We start from the raw sequence: 17,097 nt of genomic DNA, 5'->3' as shown, positions 1-17,097 counted from the left end.
GGATGTATGGCTATGGCACACAGAAAACGGGAGGCCAAGCCTGCGTCCCGTCTCTGTGAACTTCACTGTTCTTAAATCGACAATTGGTTCGAAAGATCAATCAATCGCATATCAATCGTATGCTTGTTATGATCGAGCGCTTCATCAATATCGAGGTCCATCATTTGACCGGCACGAATGCCAACGACACGTCCTGCCTTGCCTTCAAGCAAGATTTCAACGGCGTATGCGCCCATGCGGCTCGCAAGGACACGGTCAGCAGCAGTCGGGGAACCACCGCGTTGAATATGACCGAGAATCGTCACGCGTGTTTCCGAGTTTGTCTTCTCCGCGATAAGCTTACCGATCTCTTCAGCACTACCGGCACCTTCCGCAACGACGACGATCGAATGTTTCTTCCCACGAGCAACACCATGGTTGATCCGCTCGACGATCGCACTCAAGTCTTCTGGGCGTTCCGGTACGAGAATCGATTCCGCACCGCCAGCGAGACCAGCGTAAAGCGCGATATCACCGGCATCACGACCCATGACTTCGATGACATATGTGCGTTCGTGCGAAGAAGCCGTGTCACGAATTTTGTCAATGGCGTCGAGCGCCGTGTTAAGCGCCGTATCGAAACCGATCGTCGCATCTGTACCCGGGATGTCATTGTCAATCGTACCTGGGAGTCCAATCGTTGGGAAACCGAGTTCCGTCAACTTTTGGGCACCACGGTATGATCCGTCTCCACCTACGACTACGAGGGCATCGATGTTGAATTTCTTCAATTGTTCGACCGCTTTAGCGCGTCCTTCTTCTGTTCTGAACTCAGGGCAGCGAGCTGAACGTAGGAATGTTCCTCCACGTTGAATGATGTCACCAACCGAACCGAGATTCAATTGAACGAGATCGCCGGCAATCAAACCTTGATAACCGTTATACACACCGTACACTTCTAGACCTTCGAAAATCGCTTTTCGGGTCACGGCACGGACTGCAGCGTTCATTCCGGGAGCGTCTCCCCCACTTGTTAATACCGCAATACGTTTTAAATTCACGTCACTCACCTCTTATGTGTTTTAACGAAATCTGAAAATAAAATACCATGTCTGACCTTTGTTTTACAACACAAGTATGTGAAAAAAAAACATGGGGTCGGTTCGAAAACGGTCAATCGGTGAGCGGTTGGATGTATTCGTTATGCGGTTGTTACCGTTTTCACGAACCAATTGTGCCAATTTGATGATATTTAGTGGCACGACCACTCAACAGCTCAAATTGATCGTGTTGCATCAACTCTGTGATGTGTTGTGTTAATACAGGCTTCAATAGTGAAGACTGTAGTGACACATCGACATGCGCTCCTCCGAACACTTCTGTGACGACCTCGTCGACAATCCCAAGTCCGTACAAGTCTTGTGCTGTAATCTTCATTGTTTCGGCTGCACGTTCAGCAAGTTTTGCATCTTTCCAAAGTAGGGCAGCGGCCCCTTCTGGAGAAATGACCGAGTACGTACTATTTTCAAGCATAAGAAGGCGGTCGCACACTCCAATTCCAAGTGCACCACCCGAACCCCCTTCACCGATAACGACGGAGACAATCGGGGTCTTCAATGTGGCCATTTCGAACAAGTTCCGCGCAATCGCTTCACTTTGTCCACGTTCTTCAGCCGCTTTTCCCGGATACGCCCCTTTCGTATCAATGAATGTAATGATAGGACGGTTAAACTTTTCCGCTTGCTTCATAAAGCGGAGCGCTTTTCGATACCCTTCAGGATGGGGCATCCCGAAATTGCGCGCCATGTTTTCTTTCGTATTACGACCGCGTTGGTGCCCAATAATCGTGACCGGGACACCGTCAAGTGTCGCAATCCCTGCTACGATGGCAGCATCGTCATAACCGTGGCGATCGCCGTGTAGCTCAATGAAATCTGGGAATAACCAATCGATATAATCGAGCGTCGTCGGACGTTTCGGGTTCCGCGCCAATTGTACGCGGTCCCACGGTTTCATATTCCCATAAATATCTTTTTCTAATCGGTGCAACTTCGCTTCAAGGTGACGAATCTCACGGGACAAATCAATCCCTTTCGTTTCAGCCGTCTCACGAAGTTTTCCAAGTTGTTCGTTGACTTCTTTGATTGGATCAAACACGGTTCACACCTCCGCCATGTAACGTGATCATATTGTGTAAAAACGTACGCATCTGTTCACGATGAACGACGGCGTCAAGCTGACCCGCCTCTAATAAAAATTCAGCGGTTTGGAAGTTTTCCGGAAGCTTTTCACGGATCGTCTGTTCGATGATTCGGCGACCGGCGAACCCGATTAATGCGCCCGGTTCGGCCACGTTCAAATCTCCGAGCATCGCGAAGCTCGCTGAGACCCCACCTGTTGTCGGATGCGTCAAGTAAGCGATATAAAGTAGACCGGCTTCGTCATGTTGCTTCAGCGCGATGGACGTGTTCGCCATCTGCATGAGGCTAACCATCCCTTCTTGCATGCGCGCACCACCCGAGGCGGTGAACAAGACGACGGGTAATCGTTCGGCGGTCGCTTGACGGACAGCTGAAGCAATCGCTTCACCGACATAAGCACCCATTGAACCCATCCGGAACCGTGCGTCCATGACACAGACGACGACCGGTTGACCCGAAATCGTGGCCCGTCCGCAGACGATGGCTTCTTCAATCCCGGTACGCGCTTTGTCTTTCGCCAACTTTTCTTCATATTCAGGAAAATCGAGTGGATTTCGCTTCACGTTCGGTCCGGCGAACCGTTCAAACGAGCCGTTGTCGACGAGCATTGTGATACGTTCATCAGCACTGAGCGGGAAATGATAGCCGCAGTCGCATACTTTATGATTCTCATTTAACTGTTTTGTATAATGCATATATTTACAAGCTGGACATTTTGTCATGAGCCCTTGCGGCACGTCAATCTTTGGTTCACGTTGGCGCAACGGCATGTATCGTTTTGGTTTTTTGAAAAAAGCAGTCATCGCTTCCCCCTCGTTCATTCCGGCAACCTCACTTTACGCCACATTTCAAACAGTTCCGTCCGTTCGTCTAAACTATATAAGTCACCAGCATCCGTCCCGTCATAAAAACGGTTGACCTCGCTCCAAATGCGGATGAACAACTCATTCTTTAAACTGAAGATGAGTTGCTGGCGGAATAAGCGATCCGATGGCAAGACCGCCTCGAGCGCCTGCACGCGCTCTTTTGTCGGTTCGATTTCCGAGAACGCCAACCGCTCGAGCAAACGGAGCATCTCGACAATGTCGGTCGCTTTCGTCTGCTTCGTCACAATGAATTCGGACAAGATCTCGATATAACGATGGCGGTCTTGTTCACACAAGAACGTGCCACCGCCATGTCGCGTCTCCACAATCCCCAAGAAACTAAGGGCGCGCAACGCTTCACGGACCGAGGGCCGGCTTATCGATAACGTCTCCGCCAGCTCTCGCTCGGACGGGAGACGATCGCCTGGTTTCAATGACGCCTTGACGATTAACGAACGTATTTTTGAAATGTTTTCGTGAAATGAGGATGCGTGTTTTCCATGCATCTGACCGTTCAACTCCCTTATTTAACATGGCATTTTCTCTAAAGTGGTCAGACCAATTAAACAGATTATACCACTTTTTATGACTTGGTACTAGTTCTCGTCCCAGTCATTTTTGAGTCCACTCGTTTCAGGATGACGTCAGGATCACCAAATCGCTTTTTCAACGCTTGCAACAACGATTCCGTTGGATTGACCGAATATGCTGAAGCGAGCTGTTTGACTTCTTTTGAGTCGGAAAAGCGACAGACGACCGGCACATCGCCCGGTGATGTATGCAACAATTCCTCGAGCTCTGCGAACGAATCAAGTCGGAGTCGGACAAACAACGCCTGACCGTGCAATGGTCGAACCCGCTCGACAATCAACTGGCGACGACCGTCCCGTTCGTTCGAATGCACTTCAAGCAATAAGACGTTACCGCTATAAAGAGATCGGACGAACGCTTGAAAGACGCGAGGGAAGATGACGACCTCGTCTTGGGTGACGCCGTCATCGACCATCATCACACCCATATCCTCATGTTTTTTCGTTTTAAATGTGCGAATCGCATCGACGTAGACAACGACAAAGCCCGTCTCTCCAATCGACACATCGTCTAGCGTCACGGTCGTCACATTGAGCGGTGCGATCGCTGACAGTGGCGAATGGACGATCCATGTCCCAAGCGCTTCTCGCTCTTCTTCAGACCAATTCGGTTCGACCGGTTCAGACCGCTTCAAACCGAGGGCGGACAGTTCGTCCGGCAAGAGATGGCTATCGCCCTGTTCGCGTAACCGTTCCACGGCGAGGAACGCTTGTCGACGTTCCCCATGGTAAAGTCGATCGAGTGCACCGGCCCCGAGTAGGCGCCGCAACTTTAACTCGTCTTTTGCGCCCCACTCCATTCGTTCTCGCAACTGTTCCACATCTTTAAACGTGTCATGATGCGCAATTAACCGCTCGACGTCTCGTTTCGTCAGTCCAAGGATTGCTCTTAACCCAAGGCGCACGCCTGGTCCTTCAAGGAACGGTCCGGCTTGTCCATGTAATACGTCAGGTGGATAGACCGGGATTTTATCTTTCCGTAACATGCGCACGAGCTGACTCGTCTTCTCGTAGGTCGAGACATAAAAAACCCGTTCAAAGTGAGCCTTCACATAGGCGAGACGATAACTGATCAAACTGTAGGCGACCGCGTGCGAACGGTTGAACCCGTACCCAGCAAACTTCTCGATCCACGAGAACACTTGTTGCATCGAGTCTGCTCCGTATGACTGACTTGCTCGTTCAAGGAAGCGCGTCTTTTCGACCTCAATCATCGTCACATCTTTTTTAGCGATGGCCCGTCGGACTAAATCCGCCTCGGCATACGAGTAACCGGCTAATTCGCGTAACAGCCGCATCACTTGCTCCTGATAGACGAGGACGCCGTGCGTCGTCGCCATCAGCTCGCCGACGACCGGATGGACCGGTTGATACGGCATCCCGTGCTTACGTTTCGCGTACGTCTCGATAAATTGCATCGGACCCGGACGATAGAGTGACATCGTCACGACGATGTCTTCAAACTCGGTCGGCTTCACTTGACGGAGTGCCTGCTTCATCCCCTCGGACTCGAACTGGAAAATTCCATCGGTGTCGCCACGGGCCAATAACCGGAGCGTCTTCGCATCGTTGAGCGGAATCGTCTTCAAGGAGAACATGGCGTCAGACTCACGGATGAGCGTTTCCATTTGCCGTAACCGGGTCAAGTTTCGTAATCCGAGCAAGTCGATTTTCAAAAGGCCGAGCGCCTCAAGATCCTTCATATTATACTGCGTCACTTGCTCGCCATCTGACGGTTGAAGCGGCGTGACCTTCTCCAACGCCTCGCGGCTAAGCACTAACCCGGCGGCATGGATGGACGCCTGACGCGGCAAGCCTTCGAGTTGGGCAGCAATTTTCAATAATTGAGACCGTTTTTTACTACCGGCAAACCATTTCATTTTCGACGGATTGAATTGAATGCCTTGAAGACCGTCATCGCGCACTTGCTTGCTGGCGGCTTGCCCTTCCTCGAGTGTCATCCCGAGTGCACGGGCGACGTCTCGTAGCGCCGCTTTCGCTCCGAACGTGGCGAGCGTCCCAATCTGCGCGGCATGATGCGCCCCGTACTTCTCGAGCACGTGACGGACGACTTCTTCGCGGCGCTCGTCCTCAAAGTCCAAATCGATATCAGGCATCGACACACGTTCCGGGTTCAAGAACCGCTCGAATAACAAGTCAAACTTCACCGGGTCGACCTCGGTGATGCCGAGCGCAAAACTGACGAGCGAACCGGCAGCAGAACCGCGCCCTGGGCCGACTTCAATCGATTCCTCTTTAGCGAATCGGACAATCTCTTCGACGATTAGAAAATACGAAGCGAAACCGGTCCGCTCGATGACCTCGAGCTCATGCCGCGCGCGTTCGATATACGGTTCATGAAGTAACTCTTTCTGTTTTAACCGTTCTGCGACGAGTCGCTTCAAACGCGGATCCGCGTCCGGCAACGCAGGGATGGCAGCAGCCGCTTGAGGCAACGTGGCCGGCTCGACGCTTGTTTCGAAACGGTCCAATTCGGCGAGCTCTTGCGAATCGAACCAATCGTTCATCTCACTCGGCAAACGGACGTGACTCCCCCGATGTTGAAAATCTTCTTCCGAGATAACGTCCCCTTCCCCGATCGCGAGCAAGGCCCGATACGCCTCGAAATCGTCCGGACGCATATAACTCGTCTCAGGGGCCGGGATCAGACGGACCCCGAGTTCCTCACGCATCGCGCGAAGCTGCTTCAACACTAAAAGATGTTCCGTCGTCTGTGGGGCCGGTAACCCGAGCCATAGCCGATCCTCCGTTACGTAATTGAGCAGTTGATGGTAGAGGCGACGTCGATGCATCGGGTCGCTCGTCTTCCAATTGTCAGGTAAGACGATCACGGCGAGATCGGTCGCCTCGGTAATCGCACCTATACCGACGTACCGATACAACTGCTCGATGTGGCTCGCTTCGACCGCATAAGCGAGAACGGTCACGTCCATCCCGTCGACTTTTAAAATCGTGCGTAACCCGACTACCGGTTTGACCTCATAGCGTGCGCATAGCCGAAAGAACTGGGGGACGCCATAATACGCGTCATCGGCTAGGGCAACGGCACGACTGCCCCGTTCAGCCATCTGTGCGACATAGGCCTCCAAACGAATCGTACTTTGCATCAAGCTATAGGCCGATCGGACATTTAAATGAAGCATCTGACCCCTCCTCTCTTTTTTCATAATTGTCAAACTCCTGTCATCACTTCTCTGATACAATAATTATAGACAAAAGTCATCGTAAAAGGGGGTAAAAGCGTATGATTATTAATCGGGGACAAATCGCGCGCGACAAACTTTCACATTTGCAAAATGGACAGACCGTGTTTGCCGATAGTCCAGAGATCATTGAACGGCTCCGCAAGTACATTACCGAATACCAACTCGATGTCGTCGAGGACGTGACCGATCGCGGCACCTGGTTCATCCCAAAAGCCGACGAGACAGAATGAAGAGAGCTGACCGCGGTCAGCTCTCTTCATTTTCGAACGTATAGGGACGCGCCACTTCATCGAGCGCCGCGATGACATCCTCCATCTCTTCCCACCGATCAATCGTCGCACCAGCGGCCATTTGGTGTCCGCCGCCCCGATACCGTTTCGCCACCTCGTTGATGACCGGTCCTTTCGAGCGGATGCGGACGCGAATCTCTTCCTTGTTCTCAACGAACATGACCCAACACTTCAAGCCTTCGAGTCCTGCAAAGCTGTTGACGAGTTGAGACGCCGCCTCAGGCGTCGCATGGAACGTCCGAAGCACGTCGGCATCGATTTTCACGTAGCCGACCCCGGCATCGGTCACTTGGACGTTTTGTAGCACGTAGCCTTGAAGTTGTAACGTCGCCAAATCGGTTTTATACATTTGACGATAGAGTCGATTCGTGTCGATGTCGTACGAGAGCAGGTTTGCCGCCACTTCGAACGTCCGAGACGTCGCGTTTCGGAACTGGAAACGGCCCGTGTCCCCGACAATCCCAGCGAACAACAGGAATGCCGATTCCTGATCGAGCGAATAGCCCCACGCCTCAGCAAGCTCAGCAATCATCTCAGACGTCGAACTGACTGACGTGTCGACGATTTGATGCATCGCGTATGGGTCTTCGTCCGGGTGATGATCGATTTTAACGACCGTCTTCCCTTTCAACGCATGGGGTCCGTCGATTCGTTCCTGATTGGCCGTGTCGAGCACGAGGACGAGCGCTTCGTCATACATCTCCGGTTCGACGTGTTCCATCTTTCCTAAAAACTCTAAGTCGCGCACGATTCCGCCGACGACATACACGTTCTTCTCCGGGTATGCGCGTTCAATGATGCGCTTTAGGCCCAATTGACTGCCGAGGGCATCCGGGTCTGGTCGGACGTGACGATGAATCAAGATCGTCTTCGCCTCTTCGATTGCTTGTTTGATGCTTGCTGCTTCTGGCCAATGTGCCATAGCTATTCCTCGCTTTCTTGAACGTTATTCTATGGTATGATGATAACAGATTACTTGTCTGAAAGGGGTTTCTTCACTTGGCTCAACTCGTTATTATCGGGCTCATCCTATTCGCGCTCGGCGCCTACTTCGTCTATAAGCGGCGCGCCTACCTCACGAAAACGCCGTACCGGAAAGCTTTGTTCAACACGCAGGCTCTCATTTGGCTCAGCATGTTCCTTGCTTTGTTCGCCATCAACCAGATGATCGGCGGGCTCGGCCTTGATTCGACCGTCGGCTGGATTGTCAGTATCGTCATGCTCGTCCTCGGAGTCGGCAACGCGATTGTCGGGTTCGTTCGTTACCGTAAAATCTATCCGCTCGCTGCCGAAGAGCCAATCAACCAATCATGACGATATAAAAATGAGCTGATGAATCGCATCAGCTCATTTTTTATTAGCGGTCAATCAATTGTGCCGTGACGAGTGCTTTGGCGACGAGTTGTGTCCCTTGCGTCATCTCGACGTCGACTTTTCCGAACTTTCGTCCGAGGTCGAAGACGTTGGCCGAGACGCGAATTTGACTTTCGATTTGAATCGGCTTCATGAAATAGACGGTGATGTTCTCGACAACGAGGTCACCTTTTTTCATGTGACGCAAGCTACGCGTCGCCCCTTCAACGAGCAGTGTCGTCAATACGCCTGACGACGCCGTCCCCATATGGCTCGTCATCTGTGGCGCGACTTCGACCGTGAACGCCGTTCCGTTCGAGGTCGGGTCTTCTTTCAGTTGGTTCGTGATCATATTGTCGAACGTCTCGCCGACTTGTGGCTGTCGATTGGCGAGTTGAAGCGCTTTTAACACGTCTTGGCGGCTGATGATACCGAGCAGTCGTCCATAGTTATCGACGACCGGCAACATCTCGATGCCTTCCCACACCATTTGGTGGGCCGCGTTCGTCACGCTCGTCTGGACGCCGACCGTGATCGGGCTTCTTGTCATCACTTTCTCGATTTCGGTGTCATGTGACCGGTCGATGATGTCCTTGGCCGTAATGACGCCGACGACTTTCATTTGATCGTCGATGACAGGATAACGGTTATGTTTTGTCCGCTCGTTCAACTCATGCCAACGTTTCACCGTGTCATCGGCCTTCAAATAAAACGTGTCGTGTAACGGGATGACAATGTCAGAGACGAGTAAAATTTCCTTTTTGATCAAGCGGTCATAGATGGCCCGGTTGATCATCGTCGCCACGGTGAAACTGTCATATGACGTCGAGATAACCGGCATGCTGTATTTATCAGCCATCCGTTTCACCTCATCGGTCGTATCGAATCCCCCTGTGATGAGGACGGCACCGCCGGACTGTAAGACGAGCTCGTGCGCTTTCTCGCGGTTCCCGATGATGACGAGCGAATCGACGTCGATATAACGCATCATCGCCTCGAGCTTCATCGCACCGATGACGAATTTCGAGAGGGTCTTATGAAGACCGTCCCGCCCGCCGAGCACTTGCCCGTCGACGATATTGACGACTTCGGCGAACGTCAGCTTTTCAATATTCTCTTTATGCTTTCGCTTGATGCGAATCGTGCCGACCCGTTCAATTGTCGAAACGAACCCTAAGTTCTCGGCTTCTTTGATGGCCCGGTAAGCCGTTCCTTCTGAGACCGCCAACTCTTTCGCGATTTGGCGAACAGAAATTTTGGCTCCCACATCGAGCGACTCGATATGTGCAATGATCTGTTCATGTTTTGTTGTCATGTCACGAGTCCCTTTCCTTAATACATTTTCTGTCACTTTCAGTATACTGTATCAGTCAAACTTGTTCAAACTGTACTAATGAAATGGTTACATTTCCTTTCTAATTTCGAAAACGATATAATGAGGTCGAAGATTATCGAACGAGAAGGAAGGGAATCGACTTGAATCAACGAACGAATCAAATCGCACAAACGCTGGCGACTAAAGGGTTAGACGCCGCGTTCATCACATCGAAAGCGTCTGTCTTTTATTTCTCTGGCGTCTACGCGGAGGCTCACGAACGCCTCATCGCCATCCTCGTCTTAAAGAACGGGACGACGGCCATCGTCTGTCCGGCGCTCGAGAAAGGCATTGTCGAGGCGAGTGAATGGAACGGCGATATCGTCACATATATGGACCACGAAAATCCATGGGATAAAGTTGTCAAACTGTTCCTCGACCAACAAATCATCCCGGAACGCATCGGGATTGAAGGCGAGCATTTGACGTATAACCGCGTCGAACAACTCCGGGCCGGTTTTGCCGGACTTTCCATCATCGACTTGACTGAAGAGTTGCAAGCGCTGCGCATGATTAAGTCGCAAGACGAGATTCGCGTCATGAAACGTGCCGCCGAACTTGCGGACATGGCCGTCGAGGCAGGAATTCGCGCGCTACGCGAAGGTGTGACCGAGCTCGAGGTCATCGCTGAAATCGAATACGCGATGAAGAAACAAGGCGTCCGTGAGATGTCCTTCGATACGCTCGTCCTGTTCGGCGAGAATAGTGCCGACCCACACGGCGTACCGGGTAAAAACCGATTAAAACAAGGCGACTTCGCGTTGTTTGACCTCGGCGTCGTCTGGCAAGGCTATTGTTCGGACATCACGCGAACGGTCGTATACGGCGAAGCGAGCACGAAGCAACGGGAAATCTACGAGACGGTCTTGCAGGCAGAACTCGCTGCCATCGACGCGGCGAACCTCGGCGCGACGCTCGGCTCGATCGACATCGCGGCACGCCAAGTGATCACAACGGCCGGATACGGCGAGTACTTCACACATCGAGTCGGGCATGGGATTGGCATCGAAGTCCACGAGTTCCCATCGATGGCAGCAAACAATGACATGACCGCCCAAGCCGGTATGGCCTTCACGGTTGAACCCGGCATCTACCTCCCAGGTGTTGGTGGCGTCCGAATCGAAGACGATGTCATCATGACCGAGAGTGGTCCAATCTTATTGACGAGTTACCCGAAAGCACTTCAAGAGATCAAATAAAAAACCAGCCCGCGCGGGCTGGTTTTTCTTATGGACTTAATAAAACAGGCGATACATAACGTCCCGTTGCGGCACATCATACCGCTCCATCCGTTCGAGAAACGCACGTTTGTCGTACGGAACGGCTTTGAGCGCAATAGATAACCCGCTCTCATCGAGTGAAAGGATACCGTATCGGGCTAGGTCATCCTTGGCGACGCCGAGCGCACCCGGATTGAGGTAACGCTTCGTCTCGTCCTCAAACGAATGGACAGGGTGATGGTGACCGAAACAAATGATGTCCGCCTCATAGTCGCCATATAGGTGTTGCATATTCGGAAGCGTCGCCTCGACAATCTCATGGAACGGGTCTTCGACGATCGATGCCTCTCGCTTCGTTACGGGAATATGATAGTGGATGCCATAGACGCGCTCTTTTCCTAACTTTTGATGCATCGTACGTGGTAACTGAAATAAGACGTCCGCGTATTCCGGCCGTAACGTGCGGGCCACCCACTCATGGTGGGGTCGCGTATGCGCATAACTCGCCGGATGCCCCTTCCCTTCTAGAAGGGATAATACAGCTTCATCGTGATTCCCAGTGATCATTCGGACGCCACGGTCAAGCAGTCGGGCCATCACCTCGTTCGAGTCTGGGCCCATCGCGATCATGTCGCCGAGGCTCCACACGTCTGTGACGCGTTCCACGTCCAACTGCTTGAAGACGGCATCGAGCGCCTGAGCGTTCCCATGGATATCCGTTAAGATGGCCAATTTCATCCGAATCCCCTCACTTCCGATATTGATGGACGACGTTCACGCCACCGGTCACATCGATGACCGCGCCGGTGATTAAATCCGACTCCTTGGCGAGTAGGAATAAGATCGTCCGGGCGATATCTTCACCTGTCCCGTGTCGACCGACTGGCGTCTGGTCATCGGCCTCGGCGTCGTCTATGCGCATCTCTTTTTGCGCACCAATGATATTCCCCGGGTTGATCATATTCACCGTAATCCCGTGGGCCGCTTCTTCGAGTGCCACCGTCTTCGTCAAGCTGACGAGCCCGCTCTTCGCGGCGGCGAAAGCCGAGCGATGGACCCAGCCCGGAGCCGTCGCGCTCTCCGGGAAGCCGTACGTGACGATCCGCCCGAACTGATTGGCCCGCATCGAAGGGATGGCCCGACGCATGAGCCAAAACGACGCGGACAAGTTCCCGGTGATGACTTCGTCCCATTCTTCATCGGACAAGTCGACGAGACATTTGCGATCGAAAATATATGGACCTGCGTTCAAGATGAGCGCATCCGGCTCACCAAACTTCGCGACCGCTTGTTCGTACCCGTCAAGTACCGCCTCCCGGTCCGTCAGCGGCGCCTCAATCATATGTAGTCGTTCATGGGTCCACTCAATCGGACTTCGTTGCAACACGCTGACGTGCCACCCTTCCTCTAACAACCGTTCTGTCACGACCCGGCCGATTCCTTTCGCCCCGGCTGTAATGACTACGTGTTTCATCAACATCCCTCCTCTGTATCATCTTACCCGTTCCCGATCTTCATTTCCAAACTTCAACCTGTTCAAACAGAAAGTTGTGAAAATTTCACACATTCTCATGAGAAGCGGGCGTGAATTTAGATAGAAGTGGTATACTATACATGTAAGCCGCACGTACATTTCAAGCGAAAGGTTGGGATTTACATGGCAATTGTCTACAAACATATCCTCTCTGCTGTCGACGGCTCGAAGGAGGCGGAACGCGCCTTCGAAACCGCCATCGATGTCGCACTTCGTAACGAAGGAAAGCTGTTCATCGGCCACGTGATCGATACGCGGACGTTTGCCACGGTTGAGGCGTATGACCGGACGATTACCGAGCGCGCCGAAACGTATGCGAAAGAGTTGCTCGACGACTATGTCAATCGCGCCCGCGAACGCGGCGTCAAAGAAGTCGAGACGGTCATCGAGTACGGCTCACCGAAAGTGACGATCGCCAAGAAGATTGCACCGAATAACGATATTGACCTTATCATCTGTGGCGCGACCGGCTTGAACGCCGTTGAACGCTTCTTTATCGGTAGCGTCTCGGAAAGCATCGTTCGCTATGCGAAATGCGACGTCCTCATCGTCCGTCAATAAGAAAAAGACGGTCGCCTCGGCGATCGTCTTTTTCTTATAATACTTTCACGGTGACCGTTTTGCGTCCAAACTTGAGCGCTGCGCTTTGTGAGTACATCAAAATATCAATTTTGTGTCCTTTGATTGCGCCACCTGTGTCTGCCGCCGTGTACGTCCCCATTAACTTCGAGCCGACGTACACTTGTACTTTCGAACCGAGCGGGATGACGCGCGGGTCGACCGCGACGACGTTATGTTTTTGTGTGCGAACGTTCCATCCGAGTGCGGTCTTGCCTGAGCAGCCTTTGCAATACGGTGTGTAAGCGGATGCGTTCATCGTATACGACTTCACGTTTGCCTTAGCGACTGGTTTGACCGTCCGTAAGTATTTCGTAGCGACCCAGCCTGTCTTCCCTTTATAATTGACCCGAATCCAAGCGCCCTTTGAACCGGTGCGCTCGAGCTGGTGTCCTTTATTAATTTTCCCGAGTACTTTCCCGTCGACGTGTGCCGCCGTCCGAACGTTCAATCCGTTCACTTGGCTTTGAACGTACGTTTTAGACGCTGCCTCGACTTGTTGTTGTGGTAATAGCATGGCGAATGTCATGACCGTTAATAAGAAGACCGTTCCAATTTTCTTTAGCATGTGGTTCGTCCTTTCCTAGTCGGTTTGTTTGTCGTGTTTCATGTTGTCAGTTTCTAAGGTGTTCGATCATATTCATGAATCCGATGAGTCCAGACGAGTATGTTTCGTCCAGATAACTATATGACGAATCATGCCAACGTGCGTTTACAACTAAACTTCATTTGAGTGACACGAAAGTTACGGTTCTGTTACAAAATAGGTTGATTTTAAAGAATGATGACGATTTTACAGAAGAGGGTTGTCTTTCGTAATATAATCTTCCATTTAATGGGTTTATTATGACTTGGGTGTTACAAAGTTTCGCTTTTTCGTCTCGAATGTTACAAGACGCTTCGATTGTTGAATCGATTGTCCTATACGAATTGCATGCCAAATAGTCTGTTGGCACTAAAAAAACCCTCTTGTTCTCGTGGAACAAGAGGGTTTTAACCAAATTATGCGTGTGTTTCGACGAGGTTCGCGATGCGGACCGTGTCGCGAGCGATGACCAACTCTTCGTTCGTTGGGATGATGATGACTTTAACCGGTGAGTGCGGGTAGTTGATGAACAACTCTTTGCCGCGCGCTCCGTTGTTGAGTGAAGGATCCCAGTAGACGCCCATGAACTCGAGTCCACGAAGGATACGCTCACGGATGACATCCGAGTTCTCGCCGACACCCGCTGTGAAGATGATCGCATCGACCCCGTTCATCTCTGCCGCGTATTGGCCGATATAGCCATGGATGCGGTTCGAGAAGATTTTAAGTGATACTTCGGCACGGTGGTTGCCTTCTGCCGCCGCCTGCTCGATGTCACGCAAGTCACTCGAGATACCCGAGAGCCCGTAGACACCCGACTCTTTGTTCATGACGTTCAAGACGTCTTCAGCCGACTTACCTGTCTTTTGCATGAGGAACGGGATGAGGGCGGGGTCAAGTGAGCCCGAACGCGTTCCCATTGTGATTCCTTCAAGTGGCGTGAAGCCCATCGTCGTGTCGATTGAACGGCCGCCGGCGACCGCTGCGATTGACGCTCCGCTACCGAGGTGGCACGAGATCAAACGAAGGTCTTCAAGGGGACGACCGAGCAGCTCAGCAGCACGTTGTGTAACGTACTTGTGGCTCGTTCCATGGAAACCGTACTTCCGCACGCCATGCTCTGTGTAATACTCATACGGGAGGCTATACAAGAAGTTCTCTTCCGGCATCGATTGGTGGAACGCCGTATCGAACACCGCGACTTGCGGGACGTTCGGCAAGATTGCTTGGAACGCACGAATCCCCGTCAAGTTCGGTGGGATGTGAAGTGGTCCGAGTTCGACGAACGATTCGATGTTCTTCATGACTTCTTCGTCGATGACGACCGAGTCTGCGTACAACTCTTTTCCGTGAAGGACACGGTGACCGACACCTGAAATCTCATCGAACGATGCGATGATTCCGAGGTCAATCAATTTTTCAAGCGCGAGCTCGACCGCTTCTTTATGCGTATGGAGCGGTGTCACGACGTTGAACTTTTGTCCTTCGCCGTACTTGATTGTGAAGATTGCATCGTCTTTTCCGACGCGCTCGACGAGACCAACCGCGAGCATGTGTTCAGACGGCATCTCGAGAAGTTGGAATTTGAGCGACGAGCTCCCTGCGTTGACTGCCATAATTTTTGTCATGTCATACACCTCTTACCTTTCGATTTAAACGGGTATCTTTATCTGTTCTTTAGAAAACCGATAACTGTATCATAATGAAGATACTTGATATGACATATGTTTTTCAAGTCTTTTGCCTAATAAAATTATGTTGTTTTAAACCAATCGTCAATCTGTTTCACAATATTGGCAACAGCGCGGACGTCCGTGAAGGAAGGCAACTCTACGAGGAGCGCTTGTTTCGGTCGTTTGACGCCTTCCCCTAGCTTTTGAAGCAGGAGTAAACTCTTGGCGTAGCGCTCGTCTTTGAACATCGTCGTCGGCAATTGTAAAACGCCTTTGACAATCGCCTCGCGGTCCATCCATTGTTTTAATTTCCCTTCATCATCTTGTTCAAACAAATTGTTCGGGATGACGAAGAGGCCATGACCGCCCGGCGACGTGTGCCGCATCGCCTGTTCGATCATGAGGAAATGAGCGTACGAATGGCCGTCGGTCCGATGCAGGTCGTATGTCTTCGCGACTTCGTCATTCGGGTAATAGCCAATCGGCAAGTCGACGAGCGCCAAGTTAGCCGGTTCGACGAATAGCGGTTCGAGCGCGTCTTGATGGAAATAAGAGACCGGCTTCTCGAGCAAGTTGCTGATGGCATACGATAGCCGAAGCATCGTCTCATCCACTTCGACCGCTTGCGCCGTCGCTTCTTTTAATTGGGACAAGACGGCATGAACGAGCGTACCCGTCCCGCTGCCTAGTTCGAGTATCGTCGCGTCCTCTTTGACGAGCTTCGTCGCTAAATACCCGATAAACAAGCTAACCGCGTCCGGTGTCGGCTGATGGTTCGGGGGAAGGGTTGTCGTCTCTTCGAGTACGAGCAGACTGACCGCTTTCCTTACGTCATCTTTCTGTTCCCCTTCGATGTTTACTCGCTCTAACACTTCAATCAACGCTTCAAGCGGCAGGAGATCGAGGTCCGCCACTACTTTTTTCACATCTTGTTTCCAATCTCGGTACAACTGTTCGAATCGTTCCATCTTCGTTCATCCTTTCCATACAAAACCGGCCCTCTAACTGAGAGCCGGTCGTTTCACTTCTATTTGTTAGTGTAGACGATTCTGCTGGATTCGCCAAGCGAATCAGTTCGCTGCCGCAAACGCCGCGAGCGCCGAATCGAAGTCAACTTCGTCCGTCATCTCGTCCATGTATTGCACGTACTGCACAGTGCCTTTCGAATCGACGACAAAGACAGAACGGGCCAAAAGACGAAGTTCCTCGATCAAGACGCCAAACGATTTCGCGAACGATAAATCACGGTGATCGGAAAGCGTGACGACATTGTCAATTCCAGCTGCCGAGCACCAGCGACGTTGGGCGAACGGCAAGTCGTTCGAGACCGTGAGCACCGTCCCACCGAGCGATGACGCCTTCTCGTTAAATTCACGCGTCTGCGCATCGCACACGCCTGTGTCGATTGACGGAATGACACTAATTAGTTTCTTCCCCGGGTAAGATGCGAGCGTCACTTCCTCGAGTGAAGTCGTCAGAGCGGCGAAGTCCGGCGCCTGATCGCCTACTTTTACCGGATTCCCTTGCAACGTAATGTTGTTCCCTTTAAATGTCGGCATTGTTCCATCCCCTTTAGCGTAGTTGT

General features: G+C 51.9%; 17 protein-coding genes. 4 read left to right on the top strand and 13 right to left on the bottom strand.

From position 1 onward, the window contains the following. Nucleotides 1-71: 71 nt before the first annotated feature. The 5 genes from pfkA to dnaE form a co-directional block, all read right to left on the bottom strand. On the bottom strand, nt 72-1,040 hold the full coding sequence (pfkA, locus tag KNP92_RS04440) for a 6-phosphofructokinase (RefSeq protein WP_214837792.1): 969 nt from the start codon (nt 1,038-1,040) through the stop codon (nt 72-74). A 160-nt stretch (nt 1,041-1,200) separates the two neighbouring features. Then, nucleotides 1,201-2,124 carry an acetyl-CoA carboxylase carboxyltransferase subunit alpha gene (locus KNP92_RS04435; RefSeq protein WP_376778111.1) on the bottom strand — a complete coding sequence of 308 codons (924 nt, stop codon included), beginning with the start codon at nt 2,122-2,124 and terminating at the stop codon, nt 1,201-1,203. 4 nt (nt 2,125-2,128) lie between these two features. Then, the gene (gene accD / locus KNP92_RS04430; protein ID WP_214837786.1) at nt 2,129-2,983 is read right to left on the bottom strand and encodes an acetyl-CoA carboxylase, carboxyltransferase subunit beta; all 855 of its coding nucleotides are present in this window, start codon (nt 2,981-2,983) and stop codon (nt 2,129-2,131) included. 14 nt (nt 2,984-2,997) lie between these two features. Beyond that, nucleotides 2,998-3,552 (bottom strand): FadR/GntR family transcriptional regulator, encoded by a 555-nt coding sequence (locus tag KNP92_RS04425; RefSeq protein WP_214837783.1) that lies wholly within the window; start codon nt 3,550-3,552, stop codon nt 2,998-3,000. 77 nt (nt 3,553-3,629) lie between these two features. Then, nucleotides 3,630-6,800: a DNA polymerase III subunit alpha gene (gene dnaE, locus KNP92_RS04420; protein WP_214837781.1), complete on the bottom strand. Its 3,171-nt coding sequence runs from the start codon at nt 6,798-6,800 to the stop codon at nt 3,630-3,632. A 101-nt stretch (nt 6,801-6,901) separates the two neighbouring features. Between dnaE and KNP92_RS04415 the strand changes: the two genes are divergently transcribed. Beyond that, the gene (locus tag KNP92_RS04415; protein ID WP_214837778.1) at nt 6,902-7,093 is read left to right on the top strand and encodes a YtzJ family protein; all 192 of its coding nucleotides are present in this window, start codon (nt 6,902-6,904) and stop codon (nt 7,091-7,093) included. A 16-nt stretch (nt 7,094-7,109) separates the two neighbouring features. Here the strand turns inward: KNP92_RS04415 and KNP92_RS04410 are convergent, their stop codons facing one another. Beyond that, nucleotides 7,110-8,075, bottom strand: a complete 966-nt coding sequence (locus KNP92_RS04410) for a DHH family phosphoesterase (protein WP_214837775.1) — start codon at nt 8,073-8,075, stop codon at nt 7,110-7,112. Between the two features lie 77 nt (nt 8,076-8,152). Here KNP92_RS04410 and KNP92_RS04405 point away from each other — a divergent pair, with 77 nt between their 5' ends. Continuing rightward, complete coding sequence (locus KNP92_RS04405; protein ID WP_251136389.1) at nt 8,153-8,467, top strand: YtpI family protein; 315 nt, start codon at nt 8,153-8,155, stop codon at nt 8,465-8,467. Nucleotides 8,468-8,510: 43 nt separating this feature from the next. Here KNP92_RS04405 and KNP92_RS04400 read toward each other — a convergent pair whose 3' ends face one another. Beyond that, the gene (locus KNP92_RS04400) at nt 8,511-9,821 is read right to left on the bottom strand and encodes a DRTGG domain-containing protein (RefSeq protein ID WP_034809290.1); all 1,311 of its coding nucleotides are present in this window, start codon (nt 9,819-9,821) and stop codon (nt 8,511-8,513) included. 161 nt (nt 9,822-9,982) lie between these two features. On the opposite strand from KNP92_RS04400, the gene KNP92_RS04395 reads away from it, so the two are divergent. Then, nucleotides 9,983-11,080: a M24 family metallopeptidase gene (locus tag KNP92_RS04395; RefSeq protein WP_214837772.1), complete on the top strand. Its 1,098-nt coding sequence runs from the start codon at nt 9,983-9,985 to the stop codon at nt 11,078-11,080. A 36-nt stretch (nt 11,081-11,116) separates the two neighbouring features. Here KNP92_RS04395 and KNP92_RS04390 read toward each other — a convergent pair whose 3' ends face one another. Further along, complete coding sequence (locus tag KNP92_RS04390; protein WP_214837769.1) at nt 11,117-11,839, bottom strand: metallophosphoesterase family protein; 723 nt, start codon at nt 11,837-11,839, stop codon at nt 11,117-11,119. A gap of 10 nt (nt 11,840-11,849) precedes the next feature. Next, the gene (locus tag KNP92_RS04385) at nt 11,850-12,575 is read right to left on the bottom strand and encodes an SDR family oxidoreductase (RefSeq protein ID WP_214837767.1); all 726 of its coding nucleotides are present in this window, start codon (nt 12,573-12,575) and stop codon (nt 11,850-11,852) included. A 183-nt stretch (nt 12,576-12,758) separates the two neighbouring features. Between KNP92_RS04385 and KNP92_RS04380 the strand changes: the two genes are divergently transcribed. Further along, nucleotides 12,759-13,196 carry a universal stress protein gene (locus KNP92_RS04380; RefSeq protein WP_214837764.1) on the top strand — a complete coding sequence of 146 codons (438 nt, stop codon included), beginning with the start codon at nt 12,759-12,761 and terminating at the stop codon, nt 13,194-13,196. Between the two features lie 34 nt (nt 13,197-13,230). Here KNP92_RS04380 and KNP92_RS04375 read toward each other — a convergent pair whose 3' ends face one another. The 4 genes from KNP92_RS04375 to tpx form a co-directional block, all read right to left on the bottom strand. Continuing rightward, nucleotides 13,231-13,821, bottom strand: coding sequence for a 3D domain-containing protein (locus tag KNP92_RS04375; protein ID WP_214837761.1), 591 nt, complete (start codon nt 13,819-13,821; stop codon nt 13,231-13,233). 434 nt (nt 13,822-14,255) lie between these two features. Further along, nucleotides 14,256-15,467 (bottom strand): acetate kinase, encoded by a 1,212-nt coding sequence (locus tag KNP92_RS04370; RefSeq protein ID WP_214837757.1) that lies wholly within the window; start codon nt 15,465-15,467, stop codon nt 14,256-14,258. Between the two features lie 125 nt (nt 15,468-15,592). Continuing rightward, nucleotides 15,593-16,480, bottom strand: a complete 888-nt coding sequence (locus tag KNP92_RS04365; RefSeq protein WP_214837754.1) for a class I SAM-dependent methyltransferase — start codon at nt 16,478-16,480, stop codon at nt 15,593-15,595. A gap of 102 nt (nt 16,481-16,582) precedes the next feature. Continuing rightward, nucleotides 16,583-17,071: a thiol peroxidase gene (gene tpx / locus KNP92_RS04360; RefSeq protein WP_214837750.1), complete on the bottom strand. Its 489-nt coding sequence runs from the start codon at nt 17,069-17,071 to the stop codon at nt 16,583-16,585. Between the last annotated feature and the right edge of the window lie 26 nt (nt 17,072-17,097).

It is taken from the genome of Exiguobacterium sp. s122 (genome assembly GCF_018618475.1).
GTDB lineage: Bacteria > Bacillota > Bacilli > Exiguobacteriales > Exiguobacteriaceae > Exiguobacterium > Exiguobacterium himgiriensis.
The sequence above is the reverse complement of the archived record's forward strand: the minus strand, read 5'-3'. Positions and strand labels throughout refer to the sequence as shown.

Excerpts from the sequence above, each read along its gene's own strand:
- accD (WP_214837786.1), bottom strand. The coding sequence starts at position 2,983 with ATGACTGCTTTTTTCAAAAAACCAAAACGATACATGCCGTTGCGCCAA.
- KNP92_RS04425 (WP_214837783.1), bottom strand. The coding sequence starts at position 3,552 with ATGCATGGAAAACACGCATCCTCATTTCACGAAAACATTTCAAAAATA.
- dnaE (WP_214837781.1), bottom strand. The coding sequence starts at position 6,800 with ATGCTTCATTTAAATGTCCGATCGGCCTATAGCTTGATGCAAAGTACG.
- KNP92_RS04415 (WP_214837778.1), top strand. The coding sequence starts at position 6,902 with ATGATTATTAATCGGGGACAAATCGCGCGCGACAAACTTTCACATTTG.
- KNP92_RS04410 (WP_214837775.1), bottom strand. The coding sequence starts at position 8,075 with ATGGCACATTGGCCAGAAGCAGCAAGCATCAAACAAGCAATCGAAGAG.
- KNP92_RS04400 (WP_034809290.1), bottom strand. The coding sequence starts at position 9,821 with ATGACAACAAAACATGAACAGATCATTGCACATATCGAGTCGCTCGAT.
- KNP92_RS04390 (WP_214837769.1), bottom strand. The coding sequence starts at position 11,839 with ATGAAATTGGCCATCTTAACGGATATCCATGGGAACGCTCAGGCGCTC.
- KNP92_RS04385 (WP_214837767.1), bottom strand. The coding sequence starts at position 12,575 with ATGAAACACGTAGTCATTACAGCCGGGGCGAAAGGAATCGGCCGGGTC.
- KNP92_RS04380 (WP_214837764.1), top strand. The coding sequence starts at position 12,759 with ATGGCAATTGTCTACAAACATATCCTCTCTGCTGTCGACGGCTCGAAG.
- KNP92_RS04375 (WP_214837761.1), bottom strand. The coding sequence starts at position 13,821 with ATGCTAAAGAAAATTGGAACGGTCTTCTTATTAACGGTCATGACATTC.
- KNP92_RS04370 (WP_214837757.1), bottom strand. The coding sequence starts at position 15,467 with ATGACAAAAATTATGGCAGTCAACGCAGGGAGCTCGTCGCTCAAATTC.
- KNP92_RS04365 (WP_214837754.1), bottom strand. The coding sequence starts at position 16,480 with ATGGAACGATTCGAACAGTTGTACCGAGATTGGAAACAAGATGTGAAA.
- tpx (WP_214837750.1), bottom strand. The coding sequence starts at position 17,071 with ATGCCGACATTTAAAGGGAACAACATTACGTTGCAAGGGAATCCGGTA.